Genomic DNA, 19461 nt, shown 5'->3' on the forward strand with positions numbered 1-19461 from the left:
TTTTCTTACTTTTTAGTATCAATATCGATATACATCCATTCTGTAGACAGAATCGGATGGGACTTGTGTCCAATAACATGAGGTTGCGCTAATGCATTACGGTAGGTGCTATACAGCATCATGGTTGGCATATTGACCTCTAGAATACGGGTCATTTTGCGATAAACCAGATCCCGTTCAGGACCCGGTGGCATGCTCTGACTCTGTTCATATAAACGGTCATATTCCGCATGCTTGAAACAGGCATTATTGGTGACATTGACGTTTTTGCCATAGAACAGCTGCATGAAGTTGTCAGCATCCGGATAATCGGCAATCCATGCAGAGCTTTTAAACATGGTTTTACATTGCTTTTCCAGCTTAATGCCTTCAGCAAATGGCATGGCCTTACTGGTCAGTTTGATATGAATATTATCTAGGGTCTTTTTCCAGAATTCGCCCTGTTGCTGACCACGACTGGTATTGGCCGTAATCAGTTCAATCACCAGAGGTTTGCCTTCAGGAGTTCTCCGCCAGCCATCCGCACCGATCTTGTAGTTATAGCGATCCAGCAACATGTTGGCTGCCTTGACCGAATATGGCGTACTGGTTTTATAAGCGGGTGAATAGCCTGCAACTCCTGGCGGAATAGGCATGTGCAGTTTTGCGCCATCTCCTTTTAGTAATACGCTAATCATGTTTTCAACAGAAAAAGCCATTGCCATCGCACGACGTAAGGCTATTTTTTCTGGCGTAAAGCCACCCACCACCGGGTCTTGCATATTCCAGTAATGGTAGTTAATCGATGGCTCCAACATGCGTGAAAGCTTGATGCCTTGCTTGACCAGCTCAGGTTTTAACTTGTCACCATCCAATGCCTGCACGACCAGATCGCCGTCGATTTCCACCAGATCCAGTTCATTTTTCTTAAATGACAACATCCGTGATTGTGCTTCTTCAATGATACGCACATCAATGGTGCCGATTTGAGGCATTTTTTTGCCCTGCATCGCACTGACAATCGCCTGGTCTCCTGCACTATTGGCTTTATAATTCCAGACAAAACCACGGTAAGCCGGATTTGGCTTTAAGATAATGCGTGATCCCGGTGTCCAGCGACTAAGTACATAAGGCCCTGTACCGACCGGCTTACTCATCACCCAGCCAGCTTTGTCTTTATACTTTTCAATGACTTCGCGTGCGACTGCGGCAGCTGGACCGTGTGCCAGCAACATCGGAAAATTCTGATCCGGATTATTCAGCTTGAGTACCAAGGTATAGCGATCTGGAGTCTGAATGCCTTCAAATGGATTTTCATAGACTTTGCCATTCTTTTTGGCCATGGCTGTCCATGCTTCCAGCCCTTTGATCCGACCATCCAGCAACCAGCTATTTGGTGAATTAAGCTTTGGATCTAAGAGACGCTTTAGAGAATAGGCATAGTCATAGGCGGTCAGTTCACGTTTTTTACCGCCAAAGACCGGATCATCTGCAAAGTAAATGCCCTTTTTAACTTTAATGGTATAAGTCAAACCGTCTGCACTGACTTGAGGCATATCTACCGCAGTTAATGGCACCAGTTTCGCTGGTGAGGCCAGATAATCATAGGTATATAAGGTTTCGAAAATCGCCGAGTTAATCTTGGCAGAATAACGGTCATGGATATAACCGGGATCAAAACCGGTTTCAGCCGCGGGAAAGACCGTTTTTAAGACTTTATTCGGATTGGCGGGATTGGCAGCCCATGTGGGTGCAGCACCTGCCATCATTAAACTGGCTATTAAAACCCCACTGGCCAGCTTTTTTAAAGCGTTTGTATTCACATTCATACTGGTTCTTAATCTTCTCAAGTTATTTTTTAACAGGTTCAATATCCAGATATTGCCAAACTGCTCTAGTCACCGGATGTGCCTTAAAGCCCTGTACCTGTGGGTGAATCAGCCAGTTACGTACCCGGGTATTGTGTAGAATCCACGGATTATCTGCCTCCATCTGGCGGTTCATCTGCTCATAATATGGAGTACGTTGCTGTGGCGGCAGTTTCATCGCAGTTTGATACAGCGCATCATAGGCTTTAGAGGTATAGCAGCTCAGGTTACCTTGCTGGGCATTTGGGCCATACAGCAACTGGGCAAAGTTTTCCCCTTCCGGATAATCTGCAATCCAGGCACCACCCCACATCATATGTTTGCACTGGGTAGCTTCTTTTAAATTGTCGGCAAAATTACTGACTTTAAATTCAACTTTTACCCCGATTGCATCCAGGTTCTTTTTCCATAGCTCCGCAGAAATGACGGAAGAACTTGAGCTAGTCGAGTTCATTTTCAAAACCAATGGTTTGCCATCAGGCAAAGTGCGGTAACCGTCGGCGCCTTTCTTGTAGCCAAAGCGATCGAGCAGTTTATTGGCAAGCAAAGGGTTGTAGGCAATGCTACTTCTATAATTCGGGTTATATCCGCCCACGCCTTCAGGAAGAATCATTTCAGCTTTAACGGCATGCCCCTTGTATAATTGCTGGATGGCTTCTTTCTGGTTATAGGACAAAGCAATAGCACGGCGTAGTGCAATTTTTTCCAGGGAGTCCCCACCAATCACCGGATCACGCATGTTCATGATGGTATAGGTGATTTCTGGTTCTTTATTCGGATAATGCAGGATGCCTTTTTTCTTGTATTCACTTTTCAGCTGCTTATTTTCCAGTGCCTGTTCAGCACCGCTTGCAGTCAGTTTGTCATAGTCTAATTGTCCAGATTTTAAGGCCAGCCAGCGCGATTGCTCTTCTTCAATGATGCTGATTTTAACCTTACCAATTTGTGGCATCTGCTTGCCTTGCATGGCTTTGACAATCCGTTGATCCCACTCTGAACCATCTCCCTTAAAGTTCCAGACAAAACCGCGATAATTTGGATTGGCAGTTAATTCAATACGGCTACGCGGCACATATTTATGTAACTGGTATGCCCCTGTTCCAACTGGATGCTGACCTACCCGATCGCCATAATATTCGATGACTTCGCGTGCAGTACCAGCAAAAGCGACATAGGCCAGAATGTAAGGAAAGTTCAGGTCGGAACGGGTCAGGGTAATTTGTAAGGTATATTTATCTAGGGCTTTTAAACCGGCAATCGGAGCATCATAGTTAAATTTGCCCGTTTTTTTGGCCTGCTGAATGACTTGATCTGCGCCAAGAATTTTGCCTTCGATAAAGGAAAAAGAAGGCGAATGGTTTTTCGGATCCATCACCCTTTGCATGGAATAAATATAATCCCGGGCAACCAGTTCACGCTTCTTGCCCTGAAAGGCTGGATCCGGACTGAAATAAATTCCTGGCTTGATTTTAAAGGTATAAATTTTGCCATCCTGTTCAACCACGGGTAAAGACTCGGCGGTATTCGGAGCCAAAATTGCAGGCCGGGCCAGATAGTCATAACGCAACAAAGGCTCGAAAATGGCCTCAGCAACGCTACCACTATAAAAATTATAGGTTTTGACCATATCAAAACCATCATCAGGTGCTTCGAAAGCCAGGTTTAAGACTTTATCCGGATGTGCAGATGATTTTGCCCAGGCAGTTTGCCCCGAGCTCATAGCCAAGGCCAAAATCGTCATGCTAAAAAGTGCTGATTTCAAATTTGTACCTATTCTTTATCTTGAAGTTTTATTGCTATAGGAAGTTTTAAATACATCATCCCATATTTGCTTCAATGGATGGGTCAAAGCTGGACAGATGGAATAAACTGAACAAAGCGAATTTCATGCCATCCTTGCAAAAAATAGGGATTTCTTCCTGTTTTTAACTGAAAAAAGTTTATTTTTATTAATTATTTAAAACATTATGAATAACATAATATTTTCCATGAATCATTAATTAAATTTTTATCCTCAAAATTCTTACTGAAGTTCATTTCGCACAAAAATAACTCAACCCTGTTTCATCTTATTGCACTATTGTATACCTTTAGGTAAACAATAAATAAACACAAGTAATTGTATTATAAATAATTTATTTTAAAAAAATATTGTATATTTTATGTAAAAATTATGCACCATGATTAAACTTTATTCAATTTCCCTCTCATTTTTGGACTACTTTCTTATTCATTAAATATTTATTTATTGCTTTGACAGGGGTCTCACTTCCTTCTTTCTTCAGATTCGATACACAGACTTCTTAATTTTTCTTCAGTATCGCTCGATAAATTTAAACCTCACTCAATTAAATCAATATTTTTCAATAAGTTAAAAATATAAAAATATAAAATTTTATAAGTTGGCATCCGCCTTGCTTAGATCAACCCAGCACTACTTCACATAACAAAAGGGTGAAATTTACGATGAAAAAAAATAAATTGGTCGGATCTATGGGGGCTCCAACCGTCAGCAAAAGACTACTCAAGTTAAGCGCACTCAGCTTAAGTATGATGTGTCTGCCGCTGGCCCATGCCGAAGAAGCTGCATCTGCTGAACAGCCAACTAAAGTTCAGAAAGTGACAGTGACGGGTTCATCAATCAAGGGGGTTGCTGCACAAAGTTCTTCACCAATCACCGTCATTAAAGGTGAAGATCTTGCGAACCAGGGTGTAACTACTGTTGAAGAAGCTTTAGTAAAAGTAAGCGCGAACCAGGCTGGTTTCTCTACTGCTCAAAACGTAGGTGCAAGTAATACTTCAGGTTCTACAGCCAACTTACGTGGTCTAGGCTCAGACAAAACGCTTGTGCTTTTAAATGGCCGCCGTCTTGCCTATAGTGCATTCAGTACAGATAGTACCAACTTAAACATTATCCCTATGGCGATGATTGACCGTATTGAGATTTTACGTGATGGTGCTTCTGCAGTTTATGGTGCAGATGCGATTGCGGGGGTAATCAACTTCATCACCAAATCTGAATACAATGGCTTAGGCGTTACCGGAGCCTTGCATGAAACTGAACATTCAGGTGGTGAGAAACAACAGGCTGCGATCTTCGGGGGTTTTGGTGACCTGGATGAAAATGGCTTTAACGTCATGGGTGTCTTGGACTACCGTAAATCTAACCAGATTCATGCTCAACAGCGTAAAGTCAGCCGCCGTGGTGGTGTAATTCCTGAATTAGGCATTGATGCAGGCTCTGCAAGTGGTTTCCCGGCAAACATCTATGATCCAACAAGTGGTTATTTAGGTAACCCATATCCAGATGACTGTAACAATATTCCTTGGTCTTCTCCAGATGACGGCTTCTGTTATCTGAATACGCAGGCTTTGATTGCCATCAAACCACAGGTTGAAACCCTGTCTGCATTAGGTAAAGGGACATTCAAACTTAATGATTCATTAAATGCGGTTGGTGAATACGTGTTTACACGTTCTGAAGTATCCACTTCAATTGCACCAGACGTTTATGGCCGTACTGTGACTTTACCTTCAAGCAGCCAATACTATCCAGGTAATGGAATTACTCCGGCTATTACAGATGGAGATTTGAGCGGTGACCCACTTGAACTTTACCTCCGTTCTCAGGCAGGTAACCGTCAAAGTATGTCAACCAATGACTCACACCGCTTCTTTGCCGGTATTGAAGGTGAGGCATTAGGCTGGGATATCAACGCAGGCGTGTCATACGCGAAAAGCGAAGCAACTGATGAATTTACAGGTGGTTACTTACACCGTAGCAACCTGCAAACTGCATTGAATGAAGGTCGTATTAACCCATTCGGTCCAGCACGTCCAGGCGATACCCCTTGGGAATCATTTGTAATTAATGGCGAAACTAACATCGCCTCTTTAGAATCTACAACTGCAGACTTTACGATTAGCCGTCCAATTTTTGAATTACCTGCAGGTGATGTTGGCTTTGCCTTCGGTGGTAGCTTCACGACTCAGGACTGGGAAGCAAAAGTAAACTCTGAAATTGTGGCTCAAGTACCAGGTTCTGGTATTGATCCGAGCAAACCAATCAGTAAGGGTGACCGTGACATCACAGCATTCTTTACTGAATTCCAGATCCCAATCTTGCCAAGTCTGGAAGCTCAAATTGCTGCCCGTTATGATGACTACAGCGACTTCGGTGATACCTTCAACCCGAAAGTTGGTCTTCGTTGGGAACCAATGAAGGAAATCATGTTCCGTGCATCTTATAGCACCGGTTTCCGTGCACCAAGCTTGTACGAAATCAACGCGCCTATCAGTGAAACCTGGACAGGTGCGAAATACAATGACCCTGTGTTATGTCCAGGTGGCACGCCAGTTGAACCTAAATACCAGGTTGAATGTAATACCCAGTTCAAGCGTACCCAAGGTGGTTCACCTGATCTGCAACCAGAAGAATCTACATCGTTCACTGCTGGTTTAGTATTTGAACCAATCAAAAACCTGGTCTTCACTGCTGACTACTTCAATATCGAGATCGATGGTCTGGTAGGTACAGTGGGTGAATCATCAATCTTTGGTGATCCAGACCTTTATGCTGACCGTTTCGTACGTGATAGCGAAGGCCGTATCCAGCACATCCGTACTACCCTGATGAACTCTGGCGGTTTAAAAACTTCAGGTGTAGACCTGAGCCTGAACTACCTGACACCTAAAACTTCTACTGGTCGTTTCGGTTTCGGTATTGATGGTACTTACGTGATCAATCTGGACTACCAAAGTGAACCAGGCGGTGAATGGTCTGGTCTGGTAGGCAAATATGAAGACCCGGCAGTAGTTCGCTGGAAACATGTTGCCAACCTGAACTGGTCTTATGAAGACTGGAAAATGATCTTTGAACAACAGTTCACTCGTGGTTATGAAGACTACTCTGGCGAACGTGATGTGGGTGACTACACACTTTATAACTTCGCAACAACTTATAAAGGCTTCAAAAACCTAGAGTTGACTGGCGGTATCCTTAACATCTTTGATGAAGAGCCCGCTGCATCTGATGTTCTGGATAACTTCCAATACGGTTATGACCCTCGTTACTCAGATCCTACAGGTCGTACTTACTACATCCGTGGTACTTACAAATTCTAAGACAAGCTTTCTGCAAATACAGCGTCATGCTGTATTTGCAGTATTCATATCATTTTAGCCAAACAAAAAATAATGCAGCTACCTCACCTTTGAAATAAACCGTTATTTCTTGTTTGTCTTAAATTCCAGGAGTCATGATGAGCACAACGTTTGAAGACATAGAAAAAAGCTCCGCCAAAAAGTTGACTGGAATTGGTGTCGTGATTTTCTTGCATATCCTGGTGGGCCTGGTGCTAATGGCAGGTATGGCAAAAGACATCATCAAACCGTCAGAAGAACCGGTTGAATTGATGATTATTCAGGATATTAAACCACCAGAACCAGAGCCACCTAAGGAAACCCCACCTGAGCCACCAAAAATGGTAGAAAAAGTGGCACAGGTTCCTGAGGTTAAACCGGTAGAAAAAGTGGTTCCGGTACAGAAAACACAGCCTACACCAACAGTCACTCAACCGGTTGCAGAACCAACACCTGTAGCTGCAGCAACACCATCCCCAAGTCCGGTGGCTGCACCAGCCCCAGTTGTTGCAGCAGCACCTGCTGCTCCACCGCAACCAACTGGCGTTACACGCGGCGTATCTCAAGGCGAAGCTGGCTGTAAGAGTCCAGAATATCCACGTGATGCACTAATGAATGAAGAGCAAGGTGAAGTGCTGATCTCTGTATATGTAAATACTGCTGGCAAGGTCCAGGATGCAAAGGTGAAAAAGTCCAGTGGCAGCCGTTCACTCGACCGTGCAGCGTCCAAGGCTTTCAGTTTATGTACCTTCAAGCCGGCAATGAAAAATGGCGAACCGCAAGAATCTTGGTATGACATTCCATATGAATTTGTCCTTGACTAACAGATACAACAGATAAAGAAAAAAATCAGGAGATCTATGATGAAAAAATCACTAAAACCTTTAAAAAATATGACTGCTGCAAGTGTCATTGCGGCAAGTATTTTACTCCCTTTGCAAACCGTATTTGCTGAAGAATCCCCTACACCTGCCACGACAGTGACTGAAACTGCAGAAACCACACCAGCGACTGTCGCAGAACCTACACCGCCAGCACCTGCTGCAGCTGAAAAACCTGCCAGTAATCCTTATGGTCTGGAAGCCATGTGGAAAGAAGGCGACATGGTGTCTAAAGTGACCCTGTTCATTCTGGTGATCATGTCGATCGGTACATGGTACATCATGATCACTAAGTGCTTGCAACAAGGCAAGATTCGCAAACAGGCCAAAGAAGCAGAACATCAGTTCTGGGAATCTTCTTCACTGGATAATGCAGCGCAAAATCTGGATGAAGCCAGCGTATATCGTTTTATCGCTGAAAAAGGCATCAAGTCAACCAAAAATCATGGCGGTACTTTACTTGAGCGTATCGACTTTAATACCTGGGTCACGATTTCTATTTCACGCGCAGTCGACAAGATTCAAAGCCATCTGAGTGGTGGTCTGGCATTCCTTGCAACCGTAGGTTCTACTGCACCTTTCGTAGGTCTGTTTGGTACCGTTTGGGGCATTTACCATGCCTTGACTGCAATTGGTATTTCCGGTCAGGCATCAATCGATAAAGTTGCTGGTCCGGTCGGTGAAGCACTGATCATGACTGCAATCGGTCTGGCAGTGGCAGTTCCTGCAGTACTTGGCTACAACTGGTTAACTCGCCGTAATAAAGCGGTGATGGAAGAAGTCCGTACCTTCGGTTCTGACCTGCATGCTGTACTGCTGAGCGGCGAAATCAGCTCAAATAATCCTGTTCACCGCGACACAAAATAAAAATGGGGGTCAACCATGGGAATGATGGTCAATTCAAACGACAGCGATGATGAGGTCATTGGTACCATTAATACCACGCCTCTGGTTGATGTGATGCTGGTACTGCTGATTATTTTTCTGATTACAGTACCGGTTGCAATTCATACCGTACCGGTCAATCTGCCTGAAGAACGTAATGTCCCGTATGAAACCAAGCCGGAAAATATCCAGCTGGCAGTCAATAAAAATGGCGATATTTTCTGGAATGAATCCTATATTCCGGACAAGGCAATTTTATTGACCCGTTTACAGGCAGAAGCCCAGAAACGTCCTCAGCCTGAAGTGCATATTCGTGGTGATCAAAGAACAGCTTTTGAAGCGATTGATCAGGTCATCAGTACTACCCAGCAAGCAGGTATTGGCAAGATTGCATTTGTCACGACCCCGCCCGCTTCACCTTAAGATTGAGAGAGAATCCAGTTATGGGAATGAATGTTGGCTCAAATCAGGATGATGATGTAATGCTGGACGTCAACATGACACCATTGATTGATGTCATGCTGGTCTTGCTGATTATGTTTATTATCACTATTCCATTGCCGAATAATTCGATTAATATCAACCTGCCGAATGGTACACCACCACCGACTGAGGAAAAACCGCCAGAGATTGTGAATTTGCGTCTCGATGCTCAAGGCCAGATCTTCTGGAATGATCAGCCGGTGGCGAATGCCCAAGCGCTAGAAGCCTTATTCAAGACCGTGGCGCAAAAAGCCGATCAGGATCAGATTAAAATCAAGGCTGATCGCGCAACTGAATATAAGCATATCGCCATGGTGATGGCTGCGGCTCAGCGTCTGGAAGTGAAAAAAATCGGGATTGTCAGCAACAACAATTCTTGAATCTACAGAATCAAAAAACCCAGCATGTGCTGGGTTTTTTATTATTCAATATCTTACATTTGCGACTGGATATAGTTTTGCAGGCCAATCAGCTCGATTAAACGTAACTGTTTTTCTAACCAGTAAGTATGATCTTCTTCCGTATCTGACATTTGCTGGCGCAGCATGTCACGGGTCACATAATCGCCCTTCTCTTCACAAAGTTTTACCCCTTGAGCCAGCTTTTCACGGACATGATACTCAAGCTTCAGGTCAGCTTTCAGGCAGGTCACCACATCTTCACCAACTTCGATGTCATCACGCTGCATATTTGGCGTACCTTCAAGGAACAGGACACGACGAATCAGGGCATCTGCATGCTGTGCTTCTTCCTGCATTTCATGGTCGATGCGTTCAAAGATTTTCGTCAGACCCCAATCTTCATACATACGAGAGTGAATCAGGTATTGATCACGAGCAGCCAGTTCGCCACCGATCAGCATATTTAAATAATCTACGACTTCTGGATTACCGCGCATTTGAATTACTCCCTGCTTTTATCATCTTATTATGGAGAAAAGATGTTTGTTTTGCAAAAACAAAATTATGGTAAATGTCTGATTTTTATATAATTAAAATGAGAAGCACTTGCATTTACGCTCTCTGTTCGACCAAATCCCATTTATAAAACAATATCTTGCATTTTTCATTCCGTTTTTATTCAATCCAGCAAGCTGGAATATTCAAACGTTAATTTTTGTAAATATTAATAAGCACTTATCTTGTTGCTTATTTTTATCTTGGACTCACCTGTTTGGCCTGGTTCATGCATAATTGTGCCTACGATGAAAGAAGTCAAAACAACAACGGTTTAAATATGACATTACAACATAGCACAGCACCTGTTCTGGTCACCGGCGCATCTGGCTATATCGCCAGCTGGGTCATCCAGAAACTTTTGAAACAAGGTTATACCGTACATGCCACTGTACGTGACCTGAATAAAACCCAGAGTTATACGCACCTTGAACAAATTGCAGACAGCAGCCCGGGGACCTTAAAGCTGTTTGAAGCCAACCTGCTCAAGCCCGGTTCTTTTGATGCGGCCATGCAAGGCTGTGAAATTGTCTTTCATATGGCCTCGCCTTTTGTAGTCACCAATTATAAAGATGCGCTCAAAGACATTATTGAACCTGCAATTCTGGGTACGCAAAATGTGCTGAATAGTGTCAATAAAACAGAATCTGTCAAACGTGTGATTGTCACCTCAAGTATTGCCTCAACATATGGCGATGCGATTGATATTTTGCAAACCGAGCACACCAGTTTTGATGAATCTCACTGGAATACCACCAGTTCAGAAACCCATCAGCCTTATCCGTATTCCAAAGTCATGGCAGAACGCAAAGCTTGGGAAATGGCGGAAGCACAGGATCGCTGGGACCTGATCTGTATCAATCCGGCACTGGTCTTTGGGGAATCCTTAACACCGAATACTCAATCAGGCAGTGTGGAAGTTCTGCAACAGTTTGCCAATGGCATGACCTTGCTGGGTGTTCCACCGATGTGGAATGGTGTGGTCGATGTTCAGGATGTTGCTGAAGCACATATCCTTGCTGCATTTAACCCGGAAGCGCATGGTCGCTATATTATCTGCAGTGAGACTTTGAGTTTACTGGAAATGGGAAAAATCCTGCGCGAAGCGTTTGGTCCAAAATTCCCGTTTCCACGCAACCAGTTACCTAAAACGGCTTTCAAGATTTTTGGTCCTCTGGCAGGCTTTAGCCGTAAATTTGTTGAACTCAATATGGGTTATCCAATTTTCTTTAATGCACAAAAAAGTAAGGATGAACTCGGTCTGGAATATCGTCCGGTGAAAGAAAGTCTGGTCGAACATTTCCAGCAATTACTGGATGATGGTCTGGTAAAAAAATATATTCCTTAATCGTACTCGCTCAAACCTGATCTGACAGTGACCGATTTTTTATTGTATCTGTCAGATTAAGTTTGAGCTTATGCATCAAGTCATTTATCGGCAAGCTTATGACGACTGCTTAAAAATCTACTTAAGCAGAAGTCCAACGCGCATTTTTCCACGCTTGCTGTTGCTTTGTATTTAGAAAAGTCCAAGCCACAAAACGACTCTCTTTTTGCCCCTGCGTCATTTTAATGGTTTTTACATCCACTGCACCGCACTTACGCAAGGTATTTAACAGCATAGGCAATGTGGTTTTCTTAGAAACCAGTGTACTAAACCAAAGACATTGCTCAGCAAACTGTGTGCTCTCTTGTACCATCTGGCAAACAAAGCGTTCTTCTCCACCGTCACACCACAGCTCGTTCTTTTGTCCGCCAAAGTTTAACACCACCTTAGAGCGATCAACCGGTTTGCCAAGTTTGCGTAATTTTTGCGTTGCTGTGGCATTTGCTTCATCTTGCGAAGCATGAAATGGTGGGTTACACAGGGTCAAATCAAAACGATCTGAAGGTTTAATCACACCTTTGAAAATATTGCTCGGTGTCTTTTGCAATCGAATCTGAATCCCCTTCCTGAGATTTGGATTTGCCTCCACGATAAATTGAGCACTTTTAACCGATGCCGAATGAATGTCTGAGCCGACAAATTTCCAACCATAACTACGATGACCAATAATCGGATAAATACAGTTCGCACCAACCCCAATATCTAACACCTGAACTGCACGCCCTGTTGGAATTTGACCGTTATTATTGACACTCAACAGGTCAGCCAAATAGTGAATATAGTCCGCTCTACCCGGAATCGGTGGGCAAAGATAATCTTGAGGAATATCCCAATATTGAATACCATAAAAATGCTTGAGCAATGCTTTATTGAGCATTTTCACAGCTTGAGGATCAGAAAAGTTGACTGAAAGATCGTTGTATTGATTCGGGCTGACAAAAGGTGCTAGTTCCGGACAACTCTTGATTAGCTGAGGAAAATCGTAACGACTGCGATGCAGATTTCGTGCATGTAATTGCGATTTTTGTTGCGGAAAAGATTTCTTTGCTTGCGCCATGTGTATGCCAATCATCAACAGGAGAACAGAATCAATAAGGCAGGATCTATGCCTGCAAATGAATCAATATTGTACGTGAATTCAACTTACATTGCCGAACCCGTCCTTGTATTTGTCTATCCTCCCCCTCTCATTCACCTATAGTTTTGAACTAGCAATAAAAAAGACACCTCAAGATTCATCATCCTGGGTGTCTTTTTTATTTAAATCATTGTTTAGAACTGATTATTCTTCGATTTGCCCATGCTCTTTCATCAAAGCAATAAACTGTTCTTCATTGATCACAGGCACACCGAGTTTTTCTGCTTTATCGAGCTTAGAACCCGCTTTTTCACCCGCCACCACACATTTGGTTTTACTCGATACACTGCCACTGACCCGTGCACCTAAGGCTTGCAACAGTTGTGTTGCTTCATCACGTCCCATAGAGCTTAAAGTTCCAGTCACTACCCAGCTTTCACCATTCAGTGGTTGGCGCGTTGGTGCAATTGGCGCATCCCAATGAATACCGGCAGCCAACAAGCGATCCAATACTTCCAGGTTATGCGGTGCCTGGAAGAAATCCAGAATCCATTCCGCCGTAATATCGCCAACATCCGGGGTTTTCTTTAGCGATTCCAGATCAGCACTGCGTAAAGCATCGAGAGTTTGGAAAGTATTGGCCAGCATACGTGCTGTCGTTTCACCTACACCGCGAATCCCGAGCGCATAAATAAATGCGGCCAATGTAGTTTTCTTGCTGTTCTCAATCGAATCAATGAGATTCTGAACGGACTTTTCACCCATTTTTTCGATTTGCAGTAATTGCTCACGATGCTCATGCAAGTGATAAATATCCGAGACATCTTTTAAAAGATTGAGATGTAACAGTGACTCCACCCAGCGATCGCCCAGACCTTCAATGTCCATGGCCTTACGTGATACAAAGTGGCGGATGGTTTCGATGCGCTGCGCCGCACAATACAGCTCACCTGAACAGCGTGCCAATGCCTCACCCTCCGGCATCACCACGGGTGAATCACAGACTGGACAGTTCTCAGGTAAATGCACTTCTACCGCATTGGCAGGACGAAATTCTGGCCAGACTTTTTCAACCTTAGGAATTACGTCACCACTACGATAGACACTGACGGTATCCCCGATTCTTACATCCAGTCGGTGAATTTCACCAATATTATGCAGCGTTACATTGGAAACGGTTACACCACCCACGGCAACCGGATTCAACCGTGCTACAGGCGTTAGAGTCCCGGTACGACCTACTTGCCAGTCAATATTTTCAACGGTGGTCAATGCAGCCACTGCAGGGAATTTATAAGCCGTTGCCCAGCGTGGTTCACGGCTCAAGAAACCCAGTTTTTGTTGCTGTTTCAGGTCATTGACCTTAATGACCATACCATCGATTTCGACACTAAGCTTTGAACGTTCTTCAATGATCTGCTCGTAAACTTTTTGCACTTCCTGGATGCTACTGCAGATAAAATGCCGCTCACCAACAGCAAAGCCAAACTGCTGTAGCCATTCCAGGCTGGCTGACATCGTGGTTTGACCATGATGCGGTACACACTGGGCAATCCCATAGGCATAGAAAGCCAAAGGTCGAGAAGCTGCAATATTTGGATCAAGCTGGCGTAAACTGCCGGCCGCGGCATTACGCGGATTAGCAAAGGTTTTTTCGCCTTTTGCTGCATTGGCCGCATTCAGGCGTTCAAAGCCGGATTTCGGCATCAGCACTTCGCCACGCACTTCCAGTAATTCTGGAATCACGCCATTCACTGGAGACAGGAATTTCGGCAGGTTACGGATGGTTTTGACATTCTGGGTAATATCTTCTCCAGTTTCCCCATCACCACGGGTGACACCGCGAACCAGTACACCATGTTCATACCAGAGGGAAATTGCCAGACCATCAAATTTCAGCTCAACATCGTATTCAATCTTTTGATTGGGTAAGCGCTCTTCAATACGGCGTGCGAAAGCAAACAGATCGTCCTGATTAAACACGTTGCCCAAAGACAGCATTGGCACCGCATGCGTTACGGTCAGAAATTTGGAAAGTGCCTGACCGCCTACTTTAACTGTCGGTGTGTCTGGCTGTTGTAAATGTGGATATTGTTCTTCTAAAGCTTTGAGCTGATGAAAGAGCTGATCATATTCACTGTCTTCAATCGTAGGTTGATCCATCACATAATAAGCATGATTATGCTTGGCAAGCAGTTGAATCAATTGACGCATTTGCGCAATGACAGTGGCATCTTGGGTCATAATTTCACCATAAAAAAGGGCGGAAAATCCGCCCTATACAATATTCAGCTTTTCGCTATTATAAAAATCGGATTCTGCAGATTCAATATTGGAATATTAAACTTCTGCAGTCTGTCCAGCACGATAATCAATCGCCTGATGACGCCAGAATTCACGTAATTGTGGGGTCATTTCCTGCTGGTTCTGATCATAGACCAGACCATCCACTTCACGCGCAATCAGACGTGAAATGCTGTCCATAGTATCGAAGGCATTCTGTACATCGCTATGCGGTAAAGCCAGGAAGAACGCCAGACCTTTCACTTCTTCAGTCGACAGAGTTTCTAGGTCAAAACCTTCCATACCAGTATCTGCCATACGCAATACCGAAAATAGCAATTTCGAGCCATCTTCACTATAACGATGGAAACATGCCAGCTCACCATAACGCAGGCCATATTTCAGTAAAACTTTTAAGGTTTTTTCGCCTGAAAGAGCACGGCCCTGTGGATAAACATGCAATGAAATAATCGTTTCAGCATTAGCCAGCGAACATTCTTCATCCACAATTTTTTGCTCATGGAGATGTGCATCCAGAATACTGCTTTCATCATCGAAGTCAGAAATTTCAGCTTTCTCAATATTGCTATTCAGGCTAAATTCAGCGGCTTTAGGCTCTTTTGCTGTTTCTGCTACTTCTACGGTTTCAGGCTTGTTCTCTTGTTCAGGTGACGTAGTGTTTTCTTCAGTTTTGGCTACTTCTGGTTCTGCTTCCTCTGCAACCACCGGTGTATCAAGTGGACTTGCTGCTTTAGTTTCTGGCTGGGCGGTTTCAGTCAAAGTTGGCTCTACTTTGGCTGCTTCTTTTTGTTCTGTCTCAGGTGCAATGTTGTCTACCGCTTCTTCATTCAGGCTCGGTTCAACACGTGCAGCTGCCGGACTTTCGGTCTTAGACAGTTGAGATCGTACATGCCTTGGAATAACCGGAGTCTGGCTGTCAGGATCAATATGCAGGTCTGCATCCAGTGACGGTACAGCCTCCGCAGGTTTTTTCAAGATCAGTCTTATGCCGAATAGCATAATCACAATTGCAATAACAATCCCGATAATTGTGGTGATTTCCATGTTATACCTCCGCAGCTAAGCCGTATTCTTTTGCCTGTTCCAAATTTACTGTCACTAATTTTGAGGTTCCCGGTTCAGGCATGGTTACACCTAAAAGATCAGTCGCCATCATCATTGCAAGTTTGTTATGGGTAATATAAATAAATTGCACTTGTTCAGAAAGCTCTTTGACTAAATTACAAAAACGTCCCACATTGGCATCGTCCAGCGGTGCATCCACTTCATCCAGTACACAGAACGGCGCCGGATTTAGGCGGAAAATTGCAAAGACCAGTGCTAATGCGGTTAAAGCCTTTTCACCACCAGAAAGCAGTGCCAGTGAGCTGTTGCGCTTGCCCGGTGGGCGAGCCATCAGTTTTACACCCGATTGCCATCCATCTTCAAGACTTAAACTCGCTTCACCGCCCTCAAATACTTTCGGGAACAGGTTTTGCAGCTCGGCATTGACCTGATCAAAGGTATTCATAAACAGCTTACGGGTTTCCTGATCAATACTTTTCATTGCTGCCTGCAGCTGTTCAACGGTATTTTCCAGGTCCTGAATCTGATGGTTGAGTTCGTCATAGCGTTTCGAAACTTCTTCATACTCTTCAGAAGCTGCCAGATTCACTGCACCCAGTTTATCGAATTGAGCTTGTGCTTTTTCCAGTTTGGTCTGATGTGCTTTTACATCAATATTCAGCCCTGAAATTACTTCACTATTCAATTCTTTCAGCTGTTCTGAATAATGCTGTAAATCAGATTTGGCTGCCTGCCAAGCCAGACGTTTGGCTTCAAGTTCAGTACGCAGTTGTTCATCCTGCTGCTGGAAAGTATGGCGCTGCTCAGTCAGGTGCTGCTGCTTGCTCTGGATCTGATTCAGCTCAACCTGCCAGTCTGCCCAGGTCTTTTGCAGTTTTTCCGTGATCAGTGCCTGTTCATTAAACTGGCTCTGTAAAGCAGGCAATTCCAGCTGTACCGGATCGACAAACTTTTTGGCCTGTTCTATTTGCGCAATAATCTGCTGATATTGTTCTTTTAAAAACAGCTGATCTTTTTCCAGCAGTTCAGCCTGTTGCTGACTTTGTACCGTTTGCCTGCGTAGTAATTCTAATTCCTGCTGTGCCTGTTGAGTGACTTGCTGTGAGTCTTCCAGCTGGGCATTAAGTTCTTCCAGCTGGAATTGCAAGGTCTTGTAATTCGGCAGTGCCTGTTCCAGTTTCAAATTCAGTGCATGCAGATCAATTTCCAGATCGTCTTTCTGCATCGCATCTTCTTCCAGCTGCTCATCCAGTTGCTGTAACTGGTTTTGCAATTGCTGTTTCTGTACCGCAAAGGCCTGCGTCGCGCTCTGAACTTTGGCAATGTTCAGATCAAGCTGTTGCAACTGCTTTTGTGCCTGCTTCTGCTGCTCATTGATGCTTTGAATCTGGCTTTGCAAAGCTTTTACTTGAGCAGTGAGTTCAGGAAGCTGTTGCTCTAGATCAGCAAATTTCGGTTCAAGCTGAGTCAGTTGCTGCTCAATTTCATCCAGACGAATACGATGACTCAGTGCCCCTTGTCCCGCCTGACTGGCTTCATCATAGTCCAGTGCAATCATCCAGTCGGGTCCGACATGATAGCCATCCAGACTTAAGATCGACTGGCCTGCTCTCAGCTGAGTTTGTAAACCAAGTGCTTGTTTAAAGTTCTCAGCTACGGCCACCTGTTGCCAGAGTGAGTATTGAGGCGCTTCAATCCAGTCTGCTAAACAAGGGAGTTCAGCGATCTGAATATTATCTTGTGACATCTGAGCTTTGAGTTGGCGTGCACTATTCTCTAAAAAATGCTCAGTTTCTTCTAATACTTGTGCAGAAAGCCATTTCGCCAGGAACTTTTCAATCAAGCTGGCATGAGCTTTGGCCTGTGGATTCAGCTTCAACACCTGCATTAACTGCACCGCATCCGCTTTAGCATTTGGATTGGCTTTGGTCAATAACTGGCTCAGGTTTTTGCGTTCTGATTGCAGCACCTGAATTTCCGATTTCAGCTGCATCAGCAATTGCTGCTGACTTGCCTGTTCTGCTTGTAGCTGCTCAAGCTCAGTTTTCAGTGTTTTGAGTTGAGTCTCAAAGCCACTGATTTGCTGTTCAGTTTCAGCTTTATCAGCCTGATACTGTTCCAGCTCTTCTTGCTGCGCCTGCTGCTGAATTTGTGCTGCCTGTTGTTGCAAGGTTTCTTTTTGCTGTTCAATCCGGACAATATTTTTAACCAGCTGTTCACTTTGCGCCAGCATTTGCTGTTTACGTTGTTGCTGTTGCTCAACCTGGGTTTTAATTTGAGCAAACTGGGCAGCAATTGTGCCTTGCTGGGATTTCAGATCAGTCAGATCCTGGTTTTGTTCCTGACTTTGACCTTCCTGCTGCTGCAATTGTGCAGTCTGATCTTCGAGTTGCTGATGCAGGGTGTCCAACTGTAATTCAATCAGCTGTAAACGTTCTTTGGTCTGCGCTTTCTGTTCTTCGAGCTTCACCAGACTGGTCGAGTTCTGCTGCAATAAGGACTGCTTTTGCTGCAAAGTCATTTCCAGTTCGCTGAGCTTTTTCTCAGCCTGTTGCCATTCAGTTTGTAATGGCGTGGACTGTTGAATCAGGCGCTGGAACAGTTCACTGGTGGCTCCCAGATCATGTTCAACGGTGGTCAATTCAGAACGTACCAGCTTAAAATTCTCGCCCAGCGTATTCATCTGTACGGTATATTCTTCTTGCAGACGCTGGCTCTGTTCACACTGGAACGACAGGATTTCAATCTTGATGGTACGGATCTGGCCTTCCAGCTCCTTATATTGAATGGCAGTTTCTGACTGGCGTTTTAAGGTTTTAAGCTGAGACTTGAGTTCAGAGGCAATATCTTCCAGTCGCGACAGGTTCTGCGTAGTGTGATCCAGATGCAGCATGGTCTCGCGGCGACGTGCCTGATAACGGGAAACACCGGCAGCTTCTTCAATAAAAACCCGCATTTCTTCCGGCTTGGCATCCACCAGACGGTTGATCATGCCCTGTTCAATGATCGCATAAGAACGCGGCCCCAGCCCCGTTCCCAAGAAAATATCGGTAATATCACGACGTCGGCATTTGGTGCCATTCAGGAAATATTCAGACTTGCCATCACGGTTAACCTGACGACGCACTGCCAGCTCATTATAGGCATTATACACACCGCCCAGCTTGCCATAAGTATTATCAAAACGCAGTTCTACACTGGCGATGCCCACCGGTTTGCGCTTGGCTGTTCCGGTAAAAATCACATCCTGCATGCTGCCACCACGTAGTTGGCGCGCACTGGACTCACCCATCACCCAGCGTATGGCATCAATCACATTTGATTTACCACAACCATTGGGTCCCACCACTGCAGTCCGGTTATCCTTGAAGTGTAAGGTGGTACTGTCAGCAAAAGATTTGAAGCCTGAAAGTTTTAAACTGCTTAAACGCAT

General features: G+C 44.4%; 13 protein-coding genes. 6 read left to right on the plus strand and 7 right to left on the minus strand.

All coding sequences use genetic code 11. The features are described from left to right. Positions 1-5: 5 nt before the first annotated feature. Together AC4MCC_RS11425 and AC4MCC_RS11430 are read right to left on the minus strand one after the other, a co-directional pair. Complete coding sequence (locus AC4MCC_RS11425; RefSeq protein ID WP_491885312.1) at positions 6-1808, minus strand: ABC transporter substrate-binding protein; 1803 nt, start codon at positions 1806-1808, stop codon at positions 6-8. A 22-nt stretch (positions 1809-1830) separates the two neighbouring features. After that, positions 1831-3588 (minus strand): ABC transporter substrate-binding protein, encoded by a 1758-nt coding sequence (locus tag AC4MCC_RS11430; RefSeq protein WP_491885856.1) that lies wholly within the window; start codon positions 3586-3588, stop codon positions 1831-1833. 725 nt (positions 3589-4313) lie between these two features. Between AC4MCC_RS11430 and AC4MCC_RS11435 the strand changes: the two genes are divergently transcribed. From AC4MCC_RS11435 to AC4MCC_RS11455, 5 genes are all read left to right on the plus strand, one after another. Then, a complete protein-coding gene (locus AC4MCC_RS11435) occupies positions 4314-6971 on the plus strand; it encodes a TonB-dependent receptor (protein WP_491876132.1) in 2658 nt (885 codons plus the stop codon). A 137-nt stretch (positions 6972-7108) separates the two neighbouring features. Then, a complete protein-coding gene (locus AC4MCC_RS11440; RefSeq protein ID WP_491885313.1) occupies positions 7109-7813 on the plus strand; it encodes an energy transducer TonB in 705 nt (234 codons plus the stop codon). A gap of 36 nt (positions 7814-7849) precedes the next feature. Continuing rightward, a complete protein-coding gene (locus tag AC4MCC_RS11445) occupies positions 7850-8737 on the plus strand; it encodes a MotA/TolQ/ExbB proton channel family protein (protein WP_419365640.1) in 888 nt (295 codons plus the stop codon). 15 nt (positions 8738-8752) lie between these two features. Continuing rightward, entirely contained in the window at positions 8753-9178 is a 426-nt protein-coding gene (locus tag AC4MCC_RS11450) for an ExbD/TolR family protein (RefSeq protein ID WP_419365641.1), read from the plus strand. A 20-nt stretch (positions 9179-9198) separates the two neighbouring features. Then, positions 9199-9618: an ExbD/TolR family protein gene (locus tag AC4MCC_RS11455; RefSeq protein WP_004783336.1), complete on the plus strand. Its 420-nt coding sequence runs from the start codon at positions 9199-9201 to the stop codon at positions 9616-9618. Positions 9619-9671: 53 nt separating this feature from the next. Here AC4MCC_RS11455 and ftn read toward each other — a convergent pair whose 3' ends face one another. Continuing rightward, a complete protein-coding gene (ftn, locus tag AC4MCC_RS11460) occupies positions 9672-10136 on the minus strand; it encodes a heteropolymeric bacterioferritin subunit Ftn (protein ID WP_004783337.1) in 465 nt (154 codons plus the stop codon). Between the two features lie 338 nt (positions 10137-10474). On the opposite strand from ftn, the gene AC4MCC_RS11465 reads away from it, so the two are divergent. Next, positions 10475-11542 (plus strand): SDR family oxidoreductase, encoded by a 1068-nt coding sequence (locus AC4MCC_RS11465; protein ID WP_491876136.1) that lies wholly within the window; start codon positions 10475-10477, stop codon positions 11540-11542. Between the two features lie 121 nt (positions 11543-11663). Here AC4MCC_RS11465 and rlmF read toward each other — a convergent pair whose 3' ends face one another. The 4 genes from rlmF to smc form a co-directional block, all read right to left on the minus strand. Further along, complete coding sequence (rlmF, locus tag AC4MCC_RS11470) at positions 11664-12638, minus strand: 23S rRNA (adenine(1618)-N(6))-methyltransferase RlmF (RefSeq protein WP_491885314.1); 975 nt, start codon at positions 12636-12638, stop codon at positions 11664-11666. A 225-nt stretch (positions 12639-12863) separates the two neighbouring features. Continuing rightward, positions 12864-14903, minus strand: a complete 2040-nt coding sequence (ligA, locus tag AC4MCC_RS11475) for an NAD-dependent DNA ligase LigA (RefSeq protein ID WP_419365644.1) — start codon at positions 14901-14903, stop codon at positions 12864-12866. Between the two features lie 96 nt (positions 14904-14999). After that, on the minus strand, positions 15000-16007 hold the full coding sequence (locus tag AC4MCC_RS11480) for a cell division protein ZipA C-terminal FtsZ-binding domain-containing protein (protein WP_491885315.1): 1008 nt from the start codon (positions 16005-16007) through the stop codon (positions 15000-15002). A 1-nt stretch (position 16008) separates the two neighbouring features. Beyond that, positions 16009-19461 carry a chromosome segregation protein SMC gene (smc, locus tag AC4MCC_RS11485; RefSeq protein ID WP_491885857.1) on the minus strand — a complete coding sequence of 1151 codons (3453 nt, stop codon included), beginning with the start codon at positions 19459-19461 and terminating at the stop codon, positions 16009-16011.

It is taken from the genome of Acinetobacter sp. CAU_H_56 (assembly GCF_058599425.1).

Coding starts and splice junctions, on each gene's coding strand:
- ligA (WP_419365644.1), bottom strand. CDS start 14,903: ATGACCCAAGATGCCACTGTCATTGCGCAAATGCGTCAATTGATTCAA.
- AC4MCC_RS11425 (WP_491885312.1), bottom strand. CDS start 1,808: ATGAATGTGAATACAAACGCTTTAAAAAAGCTGGCCAGTGGGGTTTTA.
- rlmF (WP_491885314.1), bottom strand. CDS start 12,638: ATGGCGCAAGCAAAGAAATCTTTTCCGCAACAAAAATCGCAATTACAT.
- AC4MCC_RS11430 (WP_491885856.1), bottom strand. CDS start 3,588: ATGACGATTTTGGCCTTGGCTATGAGCTCGGGGCAAACTGCCTGGGCA.
- AC4MCC_RS11450 (WP_419365641.1), top strand. CDS start 8,753: ATGGGAATGATGGTCAATTCAAACGACAGCGATGATGAGGTCATTGGT.
- smc (WP_491885857.1), bottom strand. CDS start 19,461: ATGCGTTTAAGCAGTTTAAAACTTTCAGGCTTCAAATCTTTTGCTGAC.
- AC4MCC_RS11480 (WP_491885315.1), bottom strand. CDS start 16,007: ATGGAAATCACCACAATTATCGGGATTGTTATTGCAATTGTGATTATG.
- AC4MCC_RS11435 (WP_491876132.1), top strand. CDS start 4,314: ATGAAAAAAAATAAATTGGTCGGATCTATGGGGGCTCCAACCGTCAGC.
- ftn (WP_004783337.1), bottom strand. CDS start 10,136: ATGCGCGGTAATCCAGAAGTCGTAGATTATTTAAATATGCTGATCGGT.
- AC4MCC_RS11455 (WP_004783336.1), top strand. CDS start 9,199: ATGGGAATGAATGTTGGCTCAAATCAGGATGATGATGTAATGCTGGAC.
- AC4MCC_RS11465 (WP_491876136.1), top strand. CDS start 10,475: ATGACATTACAACATAGCACAGCACCTGTTCTGGTCACCGGCGCATCT.
- AC4MCC_RS11440 (WP_491885313.1), top strand. CDS start 7,109: ATGAGCACAACGTTTGAAGACATAGAAAAAAGCTCCGCCAAAAAGTTG.
- AC4MCC_RS11445 (WP_419365640.1), top strand. CDS start 7,850: ATGATGAAAAAATCACTAAAACCTTTAAAAAATATGACTGCTGCAAGT.